Annotated in this window: 15 protein-coding genes and 1 pseudogene; 3 read left to right on the forward strand and 13 right to left on the reverse strand. The window is 71.6% G+C overall.

The genetic code is table 11. From position 1 onward, the window contains the following. The first annotated feature begins 15 nt into the window (after positions 1 to 15). On the forward strand, positions 16 to 807 hold the full coding sequence (locus C1I92_RS18310; protein WP_146605189.1) for a sterol carrier family protein: 792 nt from the start codon (positions 16 to 18) through the stop codon (positions 805 to 807). On the opposite strand, the gene C1I92_RS18315 is transcribed toward C1I92_RS18310, so the two are convergent. From C1I92_RS18315 to C1I92_RS18335, 5 genes are all read right to left on the reverse strand, one after another. Continuing rightward, the gene (locus C1I92_RS18315; RefSeq protein WP_111256095.1) at positions 804 to 1592 is read right to left on the reverse strand and encodes an anti-sigma factor family protein; all 789 of its coding nucleotides are present in this window, start codon (positions 1590 to 1592) and stop codon (positions 804 to 806) included. The two genes, C1I92_RS18310 and C1I92_RS18315, sit on opposite strands and share 4 nt — an antisense overlap. Then, entirely contained in the window at positions 1585 to 2115 is a 531-nt protein-coding gene (locus C1I92_RS18320) for an RNA polymerase sigma factor (RefSeq protein ID WP_199521346.1), read from the reverse strand. The genes C1I92_RS18315 and C1I92_RS18320 overlap by 8 nt, the downstream gene beginning before the upstream one ends. A 57-nt stretch (positions 2116 to 2172) precedes the next feature. After that, positions 2173 to 2442 (reverse strand): hypothetical protein, encoded by a 270-nt coding sequence (locus C1I92_RS18325; protein WP_111256096.1) that lies wholly within the window; start codon positions 2440 to 2442, stop codon positions 2173 to 2175. A gap of 13 nt (positions 2443 to 2455) precedes the next feature. Then, on the reverse strand, positions 2456 to 4141 hold the full coding sequence (locus tag C1I92_RS18330) for a sodium:solute symporter family protein (protein WP_111256097.1): 1686 nt from the start codon (positions 4139 to 4141) through the stop codon (positions 2456 to 2458). A 93-nt stretch (positions 4142 to 4234) separates the two neighbouring features. Further along, entirely contained in the window at positions 4235 to 4855 is a 621-nt protein-coding gene (locus C1I92_RS18335) for an NYN domain-containing protein (protein WP_111256098.1), read from the reverse strand. Positions 4856 to 5263: 408 nt separating this feature from the next. On the opposite strand from C1I92_RS18335, the gene C1I92_RS18340 reads away from it, so the two are divergent. After that, positions 5264 to 6172 carry a helix-turn-helix transcriptional regulator gene (locus C1I92_RS18340; protein WP_111256099.1) on the forward strand — a complete coding sequence of 303 codons (909 nt, stop codon included), beginning with the start codon at positions 5264 to 5266 and terminating at the stop codon, positions 6170 to 6172. Positions 6173 to 6199: 27 nt separating this feature from the next. Here C1I92_RS18340 and C1I92_RS18345 read toward each other — a convergent pair whose 3' ends face one another. The 8 genes and pseudogenes from C1I92_RS18345 to rhaI all read right to left on the reverse strand — a co-directional run bounded on the left by C1I92_RS18345 (position 6200) and on the right by rhaI (position 14512). Continuing rightward, positions 6200 to 7552: a serine hydrolase domain-containing protein gene (locus C1I92_RS18345; RefSeq protein ID WP_369124118.1), complete on the reverse strand. Its 1353-nt coding sequence runs from the start codon at positions 7550 to 7552 to the stop codon at positions 6200 to 6202. 12 nt (positions 7553 to 7564) lie between these two features. Then, positions 7565 to 7702, reverse strand: a complete 138-nt coding sequence (locus C1I92_RS34945; protein ID WP_233507068.1) for a hypothetical protein — start codon at positions 7700 to 7702, stop codon at positions 7565 to 7567. A 97-nt stretch (positions 7703 to 7799) separates the two neighbouring features. Beyond that, positions 7800 to 8021: pseudogene (locus C1I92_RS35640) on the reverse strand (nitroreductase family deazaflavin-dependent oxidoreductase); the annotation flags it as partial. 38 nt (positions 8022 to 8059) lie between these two features. After that, entirely contained in the window at positions 8060 to 9493 is a 1434-nt protein-coding gene (locus C1I92_RS18355) for a rhamnulokinase (RefSeq protein ID WP_233507070.1), read from the reverse strand. Next, positions 9490 to 10944, reverse strand: coding sequence for an L-fucose/L-arabinose isomerase family protein (locus C1I92_RS18360; protein ID WP_111256101.1), 1455 nt, complete (start codon positions 10942 to 10944; stop codon positions 9490 to 9492). The genes C1I92_RS18355 and C1I92_RS18360 overlap by 4 nt, the downstream gene beginning before the upstream one ends. Positions 10945 to 10959: 15 nt before the next feature. Next, the gene (locus C1I92_RS18365; RefSeq protein ID WP_111256102.1) at positions 10960 to 12996 is read right to left on the reverse strand and encodes a bifunctional aldolase/short-chain dehydrogenase; all 2037 of its coding nucleotides are present in this window, start codon (positions 12994 to 12996) and stop codon (positions 10960 to 10962) included. After that, positions 12993 to 13343: an L-rhamnose mutarotase gene (locus C1I92_RS18370; RefSeq protein WP_111256103.1), complete on the reverse strand. Its 351-nt coding sequence runs from the start codon at positions 13341 to 13343 to the stop codon at positions 12993 to 12995. Before C1I92_RS18370 ends, C1I92_RS18365 begins: the two co-directional genes overlap by 4 nt. A gap of 2 nt (positions 13344 to 13345) precedes the next feature. Further along, positions 13346 to 14512: an L-rhamnose isomerase gene (gene rhaI / locus C1I92_RS18375; RefSeq protein WP_111256104.1), complete on the reverse strand. Its 1167-nt coding sequence runs from the start codon at positions 14510 to 14512 to the stop codon at positions 13346 to 13348. A 124-nt stretch (positions 14513 to 14636) separates the two neighbouring features. On the opposite strand from rhaI, the gene C1I92_RS18380 reads away from it, so the two are divergent. After that, the gene (locus C1I92_RS18380; RefSeq protein WP_111256105.1) at positions 14637 to 15641 is read left to right on the forward strand and encodes a LacI family DNA-binding transcriptional regulator; all 1005 of its coding nucleotides are present in this window, start codon (positions 14637 to 14639) and stop codon (positions 15639 to 15641) included. The last annotated feature ends 3 nt before the right edge of the window (positions 15642 to 15644 follow it).

Raw genomic sequence — 15644 nt, forward strand, 5'->3', positions numbered from 1 at the left:
CGGTAGCCTGCCGGGGTGGCGAAGCGGATGGAACCGGCGGCGGTGTGGGCGGCGTACCGGAACGGCCACGACGCGGTGCGCGGCTGGCTGGCCGACCTGGCGCCGGAGCACTGGACCGGGCCGAGCGTGCTGCCCGGCTGGACCGTCGCCGACCTGGCGGCGCACATCGCGTTGGTGGCCGACTCGGTGACGGCGACGGCGGCGGCCCCGCGCGGGGTCGCCGCGCACTCGCTGGGCGAGTACCTGACGACGTACGCCCCGGTGGCCGGCGAGCTGTCCGAGCGGACGCTGGCCATCGCCCGCGCCGCCGAGTACGACAAGGACGGCATCCTCGCCGCGATCGACGAGCGGTTCGCGGCCGCGACGCACACCGTCGAGGAGCGCGGCATGGACGACGCCGTCCTGACGACCCGGCGGATCCCGGTCCGGCAGGCCGACTACCTGCTCACCCGCGTCATCGAGATCGCCATCCACGCCGACGACCTGGCCCGCTCGGTCCCGACCGTGCCGGCGCCCGCCGTACCCCGTGACACCATCCGGCTGGCCGTCCGCACCCTGCTCGACGTGCTGGCCGAGCGGGCACCGGGCCGCAGCGTCGAGGTGCGGGTCGCGCCGTATGCCGCCGTCCAGTGCATCGAGGGGCCGCGGCACACCCGCGGCACGCCGCCGAACACCGTCGACCTCACCCCGCCGCTGTGGCTGCGGCTGGCCGGTGGCCGGACCACCTGGGCCGACGAGGTCGCCGCCGGCGCCGTCCTGGCCAGCGGCCAGCGCGCCGACCTGTCCGCCTACCTGCCGCTGCTCTAGGACGCCCAGCCCGCGGCGAGGTGGGCCGTGTAGGTGACGCCGCCGGGACCGACGAGGTCGATCCGCTCGATGTCGTGGATGCGCGTGTCGACGCGGCCGCCGGACTCGCCCCCGGACGGGCCGACCTCGTTCTCGGCCAGCTGCTCGGTCGATCCGTCCTCGGTCGTGACGGTCACCTCGTAGGTCCCCGGCTCCGCGGTGGCGCCGAGGACGGTGAACACCCACGCCGGGTCGCCCTGGTAGAGGAACACGTGCCCGACCTGCTCGCCGGCGTCGTCGACGATCGGAGCCGCGTCGAAGTAGCGGCCGTTCGCGATCTCGAGCGTCTCGCGGTAGCCGGCCGCGAGGTCGCGGTCGTCGGACGTCGCCTGCCAGACCACGCCGGCGCCGATCACGCCGGCGATCCCGGCGATCACCGCGGCGACGGCGTAGGGCAGCACACGGCGCCAGCGCCGCGGCCGCAGCGGGGTGACGACGGCGTCCGGCTCGTCCTCGGCGGGCGGGCCGGCCGGCGGGCCGGCCGACGGGTCGGCCGGCGGCCGCTCGTCGGCCAGTGCCGCGATCCGGGCGAGGACGGCGCCCTCGAACCCGGCCGGCGGGTCGTGCTCCGGCGCGACCAGCAGCACCTCGTCGGCGATCCGGGTCAGCTCCTCCAGCTCGCGGCGGCAGTCAGGGCACTCGGCCAGGTGCGCGAGCACGCGCGCGCGGTCCGGGCCGCTGGCGGCGCCGGTGGCCACCTCGGCCAGGGCGTCGGCGATATCGCCGCACCTCGTCGGATCAACCATGACTCACCTCGAGCATCGCACGCAGCCGGGACAGTCCGGTCCGGATGCGCGTCTTGGCCGTACCGAGGGGGATCTGCTGCTGCTCACTGATCTCCCGTGCGGTGTAGCCGAAATGTACTGACAGCAGGACGGCCATCGCCTGCTCGCGGGGCAGTGCCCGTAGTGCGGTGGTGATGCGTTCGCTGTCGGCGACCCGGTCGGTGTCGTTCGTGGTGGAGATCAGCATCTCCGCGACGACGGCCGGCTCGACGGCGAGCTCCCGGCGCACCCGCAGCACGTCGATGGCGACGTTGCGGGTGATGGTCAGCAGCCACGTCGACGCCTGCGCCCGGCGGGCGTCGTAGTTGCCGGCGTGCCGCCATGCCCGGACGAACGCCTCCTGTGCCACCTCCTCCGCGATTGCGGGCACCCCGACGACCGACAACGCCAAGCCGTAGACGCGCCCCTGATGACGCCGGACGAACGCGGCCATCGCGTCCGCGTCACCGGCGGCCATACCGGCGAGCAGGGCCTCGTCCGACACCCTCACATCCTCATATACGCGTCGCGGCGGCGAATCGATTGGACCCGGACCGTGGCGTCAGTCACGCTCGTCCCCGGCGACGGCCTCGGTGTCGACGACGATCGGGCGCAGCCAGGCCCACAGCACGAACACTACGGCGACGGCCAGCAGGCCGGCGCCGGTCCACAGGTTGACGTTCACGCCGTCGGACTTCTCCAGGTCGGCGTCGCTGGTGCCGAACAGCCCCACGCCGAGCAGGATCGGCCCGAAGACGCCGAACAACGCGGCGATGACGACGCGGATGTCGAAGGCGCCGGCCCGGCGGGTCCGGGGTCCACTCACGCTCATCAGCAGCCTCCGCTCAGAAGAAGACGATGTTCAGGACGATGATGAGGACGAGGGCGATGCCGGCCATCAGCCCCGGCCGCTGGTACCAGGCCTCGTTGCGGTCGCGCGGATCCTGCAGGTCCTCCTTCGGCGTCAGCCCGTACACCAGCCCGGTCAGCTGCGCCGCGGGCTTGGGTGCGGTGCGCAGGCTCACGACGACGCTGACGGCGATGTCGACGACGAACGCGGCGCCGGCGGCGAGGAACGCCGAGCCCTGACCCGGCAGGTCGATGACCCCGGTCTCGGAGAGCACGAACACCGTCACGGCCGACAGCGTTCCCGCCACCAGCCCGGTCCAACCGGCCGCGGCCGTCATCCGCTTCCAGAACATGCCGAGGATGAACGTGGCGAACAGCGGCGCGTTGAAGAACGAGAACAGCTGCTGCAGGTAGTCCATCAGGTTCGAGTAGCCGGCCGCGATGAACGCGGTGCCGATGGCCGCCCCCGTCGCGACGACCGTGATGGTGCGCCCGACCCGCAGGTAGTAGCCGTCCTCGCGGTCCTTCACGACGTAGCGCTGCCAGATGTCGTAGCTGAAGACGGTGTTGAAGGAGCTGATGTTCGCCGCCATGCCGGCCATGAACGACGCCAGCAGGCCGGCGATCGCGAGGCCGAGCATGCCGTTGGGCAGCAGGTCGCGCATCAGCAGCAGGATCGCGTCGTTGTAGTCGACTCCTTCGCCGGTGGACGGGTCCTGCTTGTACTGGGCCAGCTCCGGCACGATGACCGCGGCGATCATGCCGGGGATCACCACGATGAACGGGATGAACATCTTCGGGAAGGCGCCGATGATCGGCGTGCGCCGGGCCGCGGACATGCTCTTCGACGCCATCGCCCGCTGCACCTCGACGAAGTTCGTCGTCCAGTAGCCGAACGACAGCACGAACCCCAGCCCGAACACGATGCCGATCACCGAGAGGATGCTGGAGTCGAACCCGGCCAGCTCGTTGCCCGGCCACGCGCTCAGCTGCTCCGTCGATCCCGTCGCGTCACGGATGCCGTCGGTCAGCCCGTCCCAGCCGCCGACCCGGTTCAGGGCGACCAGTGTCAGCGGGAACAGCGCGGCGACGATGACGAAGAACTGCAGTACCTCGTTGTAGATCGCCGCGGACAGCCCGCCCAGCGTGATGTAGCTCAGCACGATGACCGCGGCGGCGACGATGGCGACCGGCCGCGGCCAGCCCAGCAGCGCGTCGACCAAGGTGGCGAGCAGGAACAGGTTGACGCCGGCGATCAGCACCTGCGCCAGCGCGAAGCTGATCGCGTTGACGAGGTGCGCGGTCGGGCCGAACCGGCGCAGCATGAACTCCGGCACGCTGCGCACCTTGGACCCGTAGTAGAACGGCATCATCACGACGCCGAGGAACAGCATCGCCGGCACCGCGCCGATCCAGAAGTAGTGCATTGTCGGCATGCCGTACTGGGCGCCGTTCGCCGACATGCCGACGATCTCGATCGCGCCGAGGTTCGCCGAGATGAACGCCAGCCCCGTCACCCACGCCGGCAGCGACCGGCCGGACAGGAAGAAGTCGAGGCTGTCGGACACCGCGTAGCGTGCCATCAGCCCGATGCCCAGCACGAACACGAAATAGACGGCGATGAGCGTGTAGTCCCAGAAGCCGGCGTCGAGCCGCAGACTCGCATCGGCGAGCAAGGTCATCGCTACCTCCCGTGGCCGGAGCCATCGGTGACCTTACCCGCGAGCACGAGTCACATTCAGTGTGATGTCATGCGGCGTTCCGGACGCGGCCAGCTACCGCTTCCACTTCGGCGGCCGGGTGAACTGATGACCGCTCGCGGGATCGGCGACCACGTCGGGAAGCTGCGCCGCCCTGATTTTGGCCATGTTGATCTGGAACGAGCTGGGCATGAGCCGTTTCAGCTCGGTGGAGTAGCGGCGCGGCGGGAACGCGGCGGCGAAGAAATTCGTCGCGGCCAGGCCGCGCGCGACGTTGATGCCCGGCACGAGGTCGCTGTCCGCGCTGACGATGAGGGCAGAGGTAATCAGCCCGCGTGCGGTGTCGGCGACAAGTGTCGCTGCGATGTTGACGTCGGTCTCCTTCTCCTCGTACTTGATCCGCTTCGCGCCACAGCCCTTGCAGGTGATCGTCTTGCGCTGGTGGCGCCCCTGGATGATCGAGATCACTCTGGGGTTCTGCGCCAGGAGTGCGGACTGGTACTCGCTTTGGCGGGACGCTGCGGCAGGCTCGTCGAGGACCGGGGCGGTGAAGTACTTGACCGCCTCCAGGTGACTTCGCGGCCGCAACGAGCGCGCCAGCGCCACGAGGTCGAGCCACAGCAGCCGGCAGCCTGCGGCGTCGTGCAGGCCGTGGTACATGTTGAATCCGTCGACGTAGACGATCAGCCTGTCCATGACGTGGTTCTCCGCCCTGATCTGCCGCGATCGAGGCGGCTGGCTGGTTGATCGATCGGTGGGTCGTGGGTTGGACATCCGACGCCTGGTCGTTCTAAACTCGACTCACCACGCCGCAGCCGAAAGGCTGCTGGCTCAACGGCCTCTCTTCGAGAGGCCGTTTTTGTTTGTTCGCGACGCCACTGGGACCCCCTGGTGTGGGCTAACGGGCCCCAGCGCTGTCCGCGACACTACCAGCATGGCTAATGTTGCGCAACGAGCGTCAATGTTGCCTGGCGGACCTCGGCAGTCTTGCCAGAAGCTCGGTGCAATCTTGACGTTTCGGCTACGCTGGTCCTCGTGGGGGTGGCAGGTCGGGGCTCGCACCGAGCCCATGGTTGGCTCAGGCATCCTGAGGAGAGCTCGAAGGTGACTGGCAGGAGTGCTCTAGGAGAGGCGGTTGCAGCCCGTCGCAAGGATCTTGGGCTGTCGCAGGTGCAGTTGGCGGCATTGAGCGGCGTGAGCCGTGGCACTGTCAGAAACCTCGAAGCTGGGATGTTCGATCCGAATCCTGGCACCTGGCGAGCTGTGCAGGGCGTTCTCGGCTGGGCCTCGGGCGCGAAGGAACTCCTGGAGGCCGGCCAGGATCCGATTGAACTCCTGCCAAGAGACGTACTGGCGATGATCCTCAGTCAGCTCGCCGAGCTCGAGGTCGAGGAGCGTGGGAACGAGTACGAGCCGATCATGGTCCAGTTCCGGAGCCTGATGTCTCGTGCCAATCGAGACGGAAAGTTCCCGAGGACAACCGTCAACGCGATCGCCGACTTCATTTACGAGTTTCCATGGTTGGAGTACGCAGAGCTGTTTGGGAACGAACTCATCCAGCCAGAGGACGGAGAACCCGCGGCGTACGCCTCCGAGGAGGAGATCGAGGCTGCGCAAGAGCGCGTCATCGGGCGGATTCAGGCGGCAATCAGGATCCAAGACCGAAAACGACCAGCAGAACGCGTCGAGTCCACCTCAGGCGCGCTAGGCGCCAACCGTGCTTCGACCATTGACCCGGCAATCGACGCAGCAGCAGAGCCGGAGGAAGGATGGCTGGTGGAACGGAACGCCTGGGACCAGTTGTCCGAGGGGGTTAAAGATGTGCTCACAGATGGGCAGGTCATCGACTACGGCGCCTACGAACCCGAGGGAAGCGAGAACCTCGTTGTGGTCGCGTTGCTGGTGAAGAAGAGTACGGCCCCCTTGGGGCGCGGAGACCGACAGTACCTCTCGACCTCCTGGAACGACATCGCCGGGACGCTACACGCCGACCCGATCGAACAACAGCCCTAGCCCGACGCAGACGTCGAAGCTAGGCGGTCAGTGCCAGCCGGCCGGGTCGACGCCGCCGGGGACGTCGGCTCGGGGGTCGTACGGGGTGCGGGTGAAGATGAACGAGGCGAGGTCGAGGTGCCGGACGGACCCGTCAGGATCGCGGACGACGCGCAGGGGCTCGCCGGCGTAGTAGCCGTCCAGGCCGACCCAGCCGCCGGCGCCGTCGGGGCGGAAGCGGGACGCGCGGCCGGCGCCGTGCGCGGGGCCGAGCCGCAGCCAGCCGTCGTCCGTGGCCCGCAGCTCGAACGTCGTCGCGCCCCAGTACCAGTGGCCGACCAGCTCGAACAGCTCCGCCGGGACGGAGCCGACCCGCCAGACCGGTGGCGTGCGCGGTTCGGCGGCGACGAACGCGTCGAGCAGGCGCGACGCGAAGTCGCGGGACAGCCCTGCGGTCGTGTTGGTGAGGACGACGACGCCGTCGCCGGTCTCGACGTCGACCCGCACCTCGGCGAGGAAGCCCGGCATCGAGCCGCCGTGGCCGGTGAACCGGCGGCCGCCGTCGTTCCACAGCTGGACGCCCAGGCCGTGCGCCGTGGTCCACGGCGCGCCCGGCACGTCGACGACGACCAGCGGGCGGCACATCTCGGCCAGCGTGTCGGCGGCCAGCAGGTCGTCGGTGCGCCCGCCGAGGAACGCCGCCCACCGGGCGAGGTCGCGCACCGTCGACCACAGTTGGCCGGCCGGCGCCATCGCGCCGCCGTCGTGCTCGGGCTCGGCCAGGACGACGTCGGCGAACGGGTGGACGGCCAGGCCGTGCGCGTGCGGCGCCACCGGCCGCGACGTCGTGCGGCCCATGCCCAGCGGCTCCAGCAGCTCCTCGGAGACGACCTTCGACCAGGACCGGCCGTGCAGCCGCCCGACCAGCTCGCCGAGTACGCCGTAGCCGACGTTGGAGTAGTGGAACAGCCGCCCGGCCGGGTGCCGCCTGCCCAGCTGCGTCGACAGCGACCGCCACGGCCCGCCCTCGGCGCGCTCCCACCACGGCCCGTCGGTCTCGGCCTGCAGCCCGGCGCCGTGCGACAGCAGCTGCGCGATCGTGACGTCGCCGATCGAGGTATCCGGCAGGTGCTTGTCCAGCGGGTCGCCGAGGTCCAGCCGGCCCGCGTCGCGCAGCCGCAGCACCGCGACCGCGACGAACGTCTTGGTGATCGAGCCCATCCGGTACTGCGTGTGCTCGTCGGCCTCGCGGCTGCCCTCGCGGCCGTCGATGGTGCCGCGCGCGCCGGACCAGACCAGCTCGCCGTCGCGGACGATGCCGGCGGCGACGGAGGGCAGCCGGCTGCCGGCCTGCTCCTCGGCGACGAGACGGGCGAGGTCGGTGGCGGTGGTGGGCCGGATCACGGGCCGAGCCTAACCGGACCGTGGCTCCAGGATCACCACCGCGGTCTCACCGGGCCGCCTGGCGGCGAGCTCGTCCAGCCCTTTGTCGATCGCCCGCCCCGTCTCCCACAGCCGGGTCCGCTCGGCGCCCTCGGCGGCGCGCCCCACGACGGCGAGCGACGCGCCGGCCAGTTCGACCGTCGCCTCGGGCCTGCAGGTTGAGCCACCACGCCGGCTCCGGCGCGGCCCAGCCGTTCATCGCCAGTGTGACGAGGTTCGGCCCGTCCTCGACGTAGCCGAGGACCACCTTCCGCTCCCGTCCGGAGTGGCGGCCGACGGTGGTCAGCCGCAGCGTGCCCCACCGGCCCGGCTTCGGCCGCCACAGACCGAGCCGTCCGCGACTGATCCGGCAGAGACCGCGGTGCAGTGTCCAGAAGGTGCGGACGAACCAGCGTGGTGGAACCCGCGCAGGACGGTCGGCAGGCATCGGCGGATCCTCCCGGGCGGCGTCACGGGGTGGTGAGCTCACAGGCTAGCGGGCTCGTACCGTTTCACCGCCTGGGTGGATCGCAGCAGCTCCCGCAGCGCCCACCGGTCGCCGTCGACGGCGCCGTGGGCACGGGCCTGGACCAGCACGTTGCCCAGCGCGGTCGCCTCGACCGGGCCGGCCAGCACCGGCAGACCGCAGGCGTCGGCCGTCAACCGGCACAGCAGCTCGTTCCGGGCGCCGCCGCCGACCAGGTGGACGACGTCGACGGGGCGGCCGGACAGCTCCGAAGCGGCGCGGACGGTGCGCGCGTAGGCGGCGGCCAGGCTGTCGAGGATGCAGCGGACCAGCTCCGCCCGCGTCCCCGGCACGCGGGCGCCGTCCGCCCGCAGCACACCGGCGATGCGCGCGGGCATGTCGCCCGGCGGCAGGAAGACCGGGTCGTCGGGGTCGAAGACCGGGCCGCCGGCAGGCACGTCGGCGGCCGCGGCGAGCAGCGCGGGCAGGTCGGCCGGCGGGCCGGTACGCTCCCACGTCGCGATCGACTCGCTGAGCAGCCACAACCCCATGACGTTGCGCAGGTAGCGCACCGTGCCGTCGACTCCGCCCTCGTTGGTGAAGTTCGCCGCGCGCCCGGCTGGGGTCAGCACCGGAGCGTCCAGCTCGACGCCGACCAGCGACCACGTCCCGCAGGAGATGTAGGCGAACCGCTCGTCCGCGGCCGGGACCCCGACGACGGCGGACGCGGTGTCGTGGGAGCCGACGGCGGTCACGACGGCGGACGGGGCCAGGCCGGTCTCCTCGAGCACCGCCGGCAGCAGCGGACCGACGACGTCGCCGGGCCGGCGCAGCGCCGGGAACAGGTCGCGCGGCAACCCGAGCGCGTCGAACAGCGCCTTCGCCCAGTCGCCGGAACGCACGTCCAGCAGCCCGGTCGTCGACGCGTTGGTGACCTCGGTGCCGAGTGTGCCGGTCAGCCAGTACGTCAGCAGGTCCGGCACCAGCAGCGCGTGCGTGGCGCGGCCGAGACGGTCGGCCGGCTCGGCGGCCAACTGGTAGATCGTGTTGAACGGCAGGAACTGCAGCCCGGTGACGTCGTACAGCTCCCGCTCGCCGACCTTCGCGTGCACCGACGCCGCGGCGCCGGCCGTCCGCCCGTCGCGGTAGTGGTACGGGTTGCCCAGCAGCGCGCCGGACCCGTCGAGCAGGCCGTAGTCGACCGCCCACGAGTCGATGCCGACGCTGCTCAGCACCTCGCCGCCGACACAGGAGCGGGCCGCGTGACCGAGCCCGGCCAGCACGTCGCCGTACAACCGCAGCACGTCCCAGTGCAGCCCGCCGGGCAGCCGCACCGGGACGTTCGGGAACCGGTGCACCTCGGTGAGGTCCAGCCGCTGCGGCCCGACCCGCGCCAGCATGACCCGGCCGCTGGAGGCACCCAGATCGACGGCGGCTGCGGTGAGGGTCGTCACCCGGTCACCTCGTGGAACTCGATCTCGAGCAGGTCGGCGACGGCACGCAGCTCATCGGCCCGGTGACCGGTGCCCAGGGCCCAGTGGTGGCCGATGCCGCTGGCGCTCCACTCGTCGGTCCACTCGCCGGGGTTGCGGCCGAAGTCGACCCGCGACGTGGTGTTGCCGATCTGCAGCAGCGGACCGGGGACCACCTCGCCCTCGGAGGCGAGGAACCGGAACGACCCGTCGCGCAGCTGGCCGATCCCGAAGGCGGTGACCGGGCCGTGCGCGACATCGAACTCGACCGACACGCCCCAGCCGCGCTTGCCGTGGAAGACGCCCAGGCCGCGCAGCAGCGGCCGCCGTGCGCTGATGGCCAGGTGGGCCGGGCCGTCGTGGCCCATCTCGACCACGTCGTCGACGAAGTCCAGCGCCTGGATCTCGGTGAACGACCCGCCCGCCCCCAGCCGGTCCATGATCAGCATCGCCAGCGACGTGCGCAGCTCGTACTCGCCGGCCGCCGGGATGCCACGGGCGGTCAGCAGGGAGGCGCCGAGGATCATGCCGGCCGCCACGCGCTCGTGCGCGTCGCCGTCCAGGCCGCGGTGGTAGTAGGCCAGGCTGTCCAGGGAGAAGTCATCGACCAGCCGGTCCAGCGCGACCGACACCGTCGCCCCCCAGCGGAAGTCCTCGTCGTCGACGGACGCGTCGAGCTCGAAGAGGTCGCGGGCCAGCGCCAGCCGGTCGTCCACCTCGGCGTCGGCGACCTGCTCGACCCGCACCCGCAGGTCGTCGATCTCGAGCACCTCGATGTGGCCGCCCAGCTGGGCCGGGACCAGGGTGAGATCCGTGGCGACGTCGAGCATGCCCGGGTAGAGGTGGCCGAGCAGGCCGTGCCGGCCGTGCCGGAGCGCGCCGCGGACGCCGGCCGCGCGGACCCACCGGGCGATCTTCGTCCAGGCCCGCTCGTCCTCGACGTAGCCGGAGACGGACCGGAACGGGACGCCGCAGCGGCGGAACGCGTTGGCCATCTCGGGCAGCGGGCAGGCGCCGCAGTAGGCCAGCCACTGTCCGGTGTCGAACGTCGCGTGATCCATCCGCTCGGTGGGCTGCAGGTTGAGCAGCAGGACCGGTGCGCCGCTGCGCTGTGCCACCGGTACCAGCATGGTCGCGGTCATGTACGTGGTGAGGAACCCCACGATGAGGTCGCACCCGGCCGCCCGCAGCTTCTCCGCCGCGGCCGCCCCCTCCTGGGCGTCGGAGATGAACCCGGCATCGACCACCTCGCAGTCCAGCTGCCCGAGCCGCTCGGCCACCCGGCGGGCCGAGCGCTGCAGCTGCGGCAGCAGATCGGGAAACTGCGGCCAGTAGGCGCCGAGCCCACCGGCGACCAGGCCCACCTTCGTCGGGCGGGCCGGGATCCGCTGCAGGCCGGCGGCGGTCGACGGTGACGACGTTGTCTCGGTCATCGATCCGATCCTTTGCTAGCGGAGGAAGGCCGCCGCCACCCCGGCGTCGACGGGGATGTGCAGGCCGGTCGTGTGCGACAGCTCGCCGGCGGTGAGCGCGAAGACCGCGTTCGCGACGTGCTCGGGCAGCACCTCGCGCTTGAGCAGCGTGCGCTGGGCGTAGAACGCGCCGAGCTGGTCCTCCTCGACGCCGTAGACGGCGGCCCGCTGCGCGCCCCAGCCGCCGGCGAAGATGCCCGAGCCGCGGACGACGCCGTCGGGGTTGACGCCGTTGACGCGGATGCCGTGCTCGCCGAGCTCGGCCGCGAGCAGCCGGACCTGGTGTGCCTGGTCGGCCTTGGTGGCGCCGTAGGCGACGTTGTTCGGCCCCGCGAACACGCCGTTCTTGCTGGCGATGTAGACGATGTCGCCGCCCAGCCCCTGCTTGATCATGACCCGGGCGCCCTCGCGGGAGACCAGGAACGAGCCACGGGCCATCACGTCGTGCTGCAGGTCCCAGTCGGCGGCGGACGTCTCCAGCAGCGGCTTCGAGATCGACAGGCCGGCGTTGTTGACCACGAGGTCGACGCCGCCGAAGGCCAGCATGGCCTGCTGGAACGCGGCGGCGATCTGGTCCTCCGACGTGACGTCGACGGTGACCGGCACCGCCACGTCCGTGCTCCCGATCCCCGCGGCGACCGAGGCGGCCGCGTCGCCGTTGAGGTCCGCGACGACGACGCAGGCGCCCTCGGCGGCCAGCCGCTCGGCGATCGCCTTGCCGATGCCCGACCCGGCGCCGGTGACCAGCGCGACCCGAGTGGCCAGCGGCTTCGGCTTGGGCATCCGCCGCAGCTTGGCCTCCTCCAGCGACCAGTACTCGATGCGGAACTTCTCGCTCTCCGGGATCGGCGCGTAGGTGGAGACCGCCTCCGCACCCCGCATGACGTTGATCGCGTTGACGTAGAACTCGCCGGCCACGCGGGCGGTCTGCTTGTCCTTGCCGAAGGAGAACATCCCGACGCCGGGCACCAGCACGATCGCCGGGTCCGCACCTCGCATCGCCGGGCTGTCCGGCGTGGCGTGGCGCTGGTAGTAGGCGGCGTACTCGTCGCGGTAGGCCGCGTGCAGCTCGCGCAGCCGGGCGACGGCGTCGTCGAGCAGCGCCGTGGCCGGTAGGTCCAGCACGAGCGGGCGCACCTTCGTGCGCAGGAAGTGGTCCGGGCACGACGTTCCCAGCTCGGCCAGCGCGCCGAGCTTCTCCCGCGACAGGAACTCCAGCACGACGTCGCTGTCGGTGAAGTGGCCGACCTGCGGCTTGTCCGTCGAGGCCAGGCCGCGGATCACCGGAGCCAGCGTCGCGGCCCGGGCCCGCCGCTCGTCCGCCGGCAGCGCGCCGAACCCGTCGACGACCGCGCCGAACGGCTCGGCCTTGCCGCGCTCGGCCAGGAACGACTCCGCGGTGCGGATCATCCACAGCGAGTTCGCCTCGCACTCGGCCGCGGTGGCGCCCCACGCGGTGATGCCGTGGCCGCCCAGCACGCAGCCCACCGCCTCCGGGTGGGCTGCCTTGATGGCGGCAATATCCATACCGAGCTGGAAGCCGGGCCGCCGCCACGGCACCCATACGACCTTCTCGCCGAAGCACTCCTTCGTCAGCGCCTCGCCGTCGGCCGCCGTCGCCAAGGCGATGCCGGAGTCCGGGTGCAGGTGGTCCACGTGCGCGGCGTCGACCAGCCCGTGCATCGCGGTGTCGATGGACGGCGCCGCACCGCCCGACCCGTGCAGGCAGTAGTCGAATGCCGCGACCATCTCGTCCTCGTGGTCGACCCCCCGGTACACGTCGACCAGGGCGCGCATGCGGTCCAGCCGCAGCACCGCCAGCCCGCGCTCGGTCAGCGTGCCGAGGTCGCCGCCGGACCCCTTCACCCAGAGCAGCTCGACGTCGGCGCCGGTCACCGGGTCGATGCCGGTCCCCTTGGCCGATGTGTTGCCGCCGGCGTAGTTCGTGTTGCGCGGGTCCGACCCGAGCCGGTTGCTCCGCTCGATCAGCTCGGTGACGGTGGGGTGGGTCATCGTTCCTCATCTCGGGTGACGGCGGCCAGTTGGTCGTCGAGGTTGAACACTTCGTCGATGAGCCGCCAGTTCTCGTCCGGCCGGCCGCCGTCGGCGAACAGCAGCGCCATCTCCTCCTGCCAGCGGCGGTTGACGTCGGTGGCCTGCATGGCGGCCTGCGAGGCGGCGAGGTCGTCGGACTCGACGTACCCGATCAGCAGGCCGTCGTCACCGAGGAAGATCGAGTAGTGCCGCCAGCCGGTGTCGCGCAGCGCCCGCAGCATCTCCGGCCAGACCACCGCGTGCCGGCGACGGTACTCGTCCAGCCGGTCGATGCGGACCTGCGAGACGAAGCAGTACCGCGGCACGGTCAGGCTCCCCAGCCGGCCTGAGCGCCGTCGGCTCGTTCCTCCGCGATCCGCTCGAAGTAGCCGGAGCGCTGGTAGGCGGCGATCGGGTCGGGGTCCAGGCCGTCGTCCTCGCGCAGCGACGCGAGCAGCGGGCGGACGTCGGTGTTGTAGGCGTCCATCAGCACCGCGTTGGCGCCGAGCACGTCGCCGTCGGCCTGCGCCTTGACCAGCGCGTCCGGGTCGACCAGCAGCGCCTTGGCCAGCGCCTCCTGGACGTTGAGCACCGAGCGGATCACCGCCGGGATCTTCGGCTCGATGTTGTGGCACTGGTCGAGCATGAAGTTGACCTTCGACTCGGGCCGGTGCGCGTCCTGGCTGACGATCTCGTGCAGGATGCGGAACAGCTGGAACGGGTCCGCGGCGCCGACCATGAGGTCGTCGTCGGCGTAGAACCGGGAGTTGAAGTCGAACGCGCCGAGCCGGCCGGCGCGCAGCAGCATCATGACGATGAACTCGATGTTCGTGCCGGGCGCGTGGTGGCCGGTGTCGAGCACCACGCTCGCGCGGTCGCCGAGCGCGAGGCAGTGCGTCAGCGAGGTGCCCCAGTCGGGGATGTCGGTGGCGTAGAAGGCCGGCTCGAAGAACTTGTACTCGAGCAGGATGCGGTGCTCGTCGTCGAGGGCGGCGTAGATCGTCGCAAGCGACTCGGCCAGGCGCTCCTGGCGGTCGCGAAGCGAGTCCTGGCCGGGGTAGTTGAGTCCGTCGGCGAGCCAGATCTTCAGGTCCGTCGAGCCGGTGGCGTGCAGCACGTCGATGCACTGCAGGTGGTGCTGGACGGCCTTCGCCCGGACGGCGGCATCGGGGTTGGCCAGCGAGCCGAGCTTGTAGTCGTCGTCCTGGAAGACGTTGCTGTTGATCGCGCCGATCTCGACGCCGAGGTCGCGTGCGTGCGCGGCGAGCGCGGAGAAGTCGTCGACCAGGTCCCACGGAATGTGCAGCGAGACGCGCGGCGCGGCGCCGGTGTAGCGGTGCACCTGGGCGGCGTCGGCGATCTTCTCGAACGGGTCGCGCGGCACACCCGGCTGGCCGAAGACCTTGAACCGGGTGCCGGAGTTGGCGAACGCCCAGGACGCCGTCTCGACTCCGAGCGCGCGGATGGCCGCCTTCACATCGTCTTGGGTTCTCATGCGGTGCCTCCACGGGCGGGCGTTGAACCGATTCAGTCTTCCCGTCAACCTACGCGGTCCCGTCCTGGCGCGTCAACCGGCCCGGCCGCCGTCGTCGCCGCGGGCGAGCCGGTAAGCTGCGGCGATGGCTGCAGCACCGAACATCCGCGAGGTCGCGCTGCTGGCCGGCGTCTCCGTGGGCACCGTGTCGAACGTGCTCAACCGGCCGGAGCTGGTCGCCGAGCCGACCCGCGACCGCGTCAACGCCGCCATCGCCGAGCTGGGTTTCGTCCGCAACGACTCGGCCCGCCAGCTGCGGGTCGGCCGCAGCCGCACCCTCGGGCTGGTCGTGCTCGACGTCGCGAACCCGTTCTTCACCGACGTCGCCCGCGGGGTCGAGGACACCGCCAACCAGCACGGTCTCGCCGTCATCCTCTGCAACACCGACGAGGACCCGGCCAAGGAGGCGTCGCACCTCGACCTGCTCGCGGAGATGCGGGTGCAGGGCGTGCTGATCAACCCGATCGACACCGACGGCCGGCTCACCGCACTGCGCGAGCGCGGCATCCCGGTGGTGCTGTTCGACCGGCTCGGCGACCCCGCGCTGGAGTGCTCGGTGGCGGTCGACGACACGCTCGGCGGGCGGCTCGCGGCGACCCACCTGATCGAGTCCGGGCACCGGTCGATCCTGTTCGTCGGCGGGCCGCGGTCGCTGCGTCAGGTGCAGGAGCGCTACGAGGGCGCGGCGGAGGTCGTCGCCGCCGACGGGTCGGCGGAGCTGACGGTGCTGCCGACGACGGCGCTCAACGTGGCGGCCGGGCGGGCGGCCGGTGACCAGATCGCGGCGCGGGGCCGCGACACGCTGCCGTCGGCGGTGTTCTGCGCCAATGACCTGCTCGCGCTGGGCGTGCTGCAGGCGCTGACGCATGCCGGCCTGCGGGTGCCCGGCGACGTCGCGATCGTCGGCTACGACGACATCGACTTCGCGGCGGCCGCGGCCGTGCCGCTGTCGTCGGTGCGCCAGCCACGGCAGCAGCTGGGCCGGACGGCGGCCGAGCTGCTGCTCGCGGAGACGACCGAGGACGACCACGAGCACCGGCAGGTGGTGTTCGAGCCGGAGCTCGTGGTGCGGGAGTCCTCGACCCGCTGACGC

The sequence above is a fragment of the Jiangella anatolica genome, assembly GCF_003236295.1.
GTDB lineage: Bacteria > Actinomycetota > Actinomycetes > Jiangellales > Jiangellaceae > Jiangella > Jiangella anatolica.